Here is a 1,021-nt window from a genome sequence, read left to right as displayed (position 1 = left end):
TTTCGAAGTTGCCGCCGGAAGCGTCGGTGATCTTGACCGTCTGCGTGCTCTTATCGATAAACACGTCATCGGTCGGTGCCGGGACGGTCACAGTGCCGACGGTGTCGCCGGCTTTGATAGTGATGCTTGAGCCGTTGTCGAGTTTCAGCGTGACGTCGGTACCGGCCTTATTGCTCAAGGTCGCGGTGTAGGTGATCTGGCCACCTTCATTAACGACACTTGGCGCAGTCAGTGTGACAGTCGTTGTGTTATCGGTACCCGGAGTGTCCGTAACGGTGGTGTTTACTGACGTAGTACCTGGAACCAGATTTTCAAAGTGCTCGCCACCGGTCACACCCTTGATAGCGGTGGTGACGGTCTGGTCGCCTTTGTAGACATCATCCGGTGCCAAGACCGAGACAGTGCCGCTGGTTTCATTCACACCAATGGTGATGGTCTTGCCATTGTCCAAAGTTACGGTCAGCGGGTTGGTGATGTTGGTCACCGGCGCACCGTTTTTATCCACAAGGCTGGCGGTGTAGACGATGTTGCCGCCTTCTCCAACAGTGGTGGTAGCGGTCAGGACCACATCGACCTTGTCGATGGTGTCGTTGATGGTGGTGGTTGCGCCGTTGCCTGCGACTTCGAGTTTTTCGAAGTTGCCGCCGGTGGTCTCGGTGATCTTGACGGTCTGGGTGCTCTTATCGATGAACACGTCATCGGTAGGAGCAGGCACAGTCACGGTGCCGACGGTTTCGCCGGCCTTGATGATGATCGACGAGCCGTTATCCAACTTCAGTGTGACGTCGGTACCGGCCTTATTACTCAAGGTCGCGGTGTAGGTGATCTGGCCACCTTCGTTAACGGCACTTGGGGCAGTCAGCGTGACAGTCGTGGTGTTATCGGTACCCGGAGTATCGGTGACAGTGGTATTTACCGCCGTAGTGCCCGGGACCAGGTTCTCGAAATGCTCGCCACCTGTCACACCCTTGATAGCGGTGGTGACGGTCTGATCGCCTTTGTACACATCATCAGGAGCAAT

General features: G+C 56.0%; 1 protein-coding gene. It reads right to left on the bottom strand.

The window, feature by feature from the left end; all coding sequences use genetic code 11:
• The coding region (locus tag E4P00_RS20620; RefSeq protein ID WP_348984614.1) for an immunoglobulin-like domain-containing protein at window positions 1-1,021 on the bottom strand (1,021 nt) is incomplete at both ends.

The organism is Pseudomonas sp. B329 (assembly GCF_023127835.1).
GTDB lineage: Bacteria > Pseudomonadota > Gammaproteobacteria > Pseudomonadales > Pseudomonadaceae > Aquipseudomonas > Aquipseudomonas synxantha_A.
Note: the sequence above shows the minus strand (reverse complement) of the source record. Positions and strands in the feature narration are given on the sequence as shown.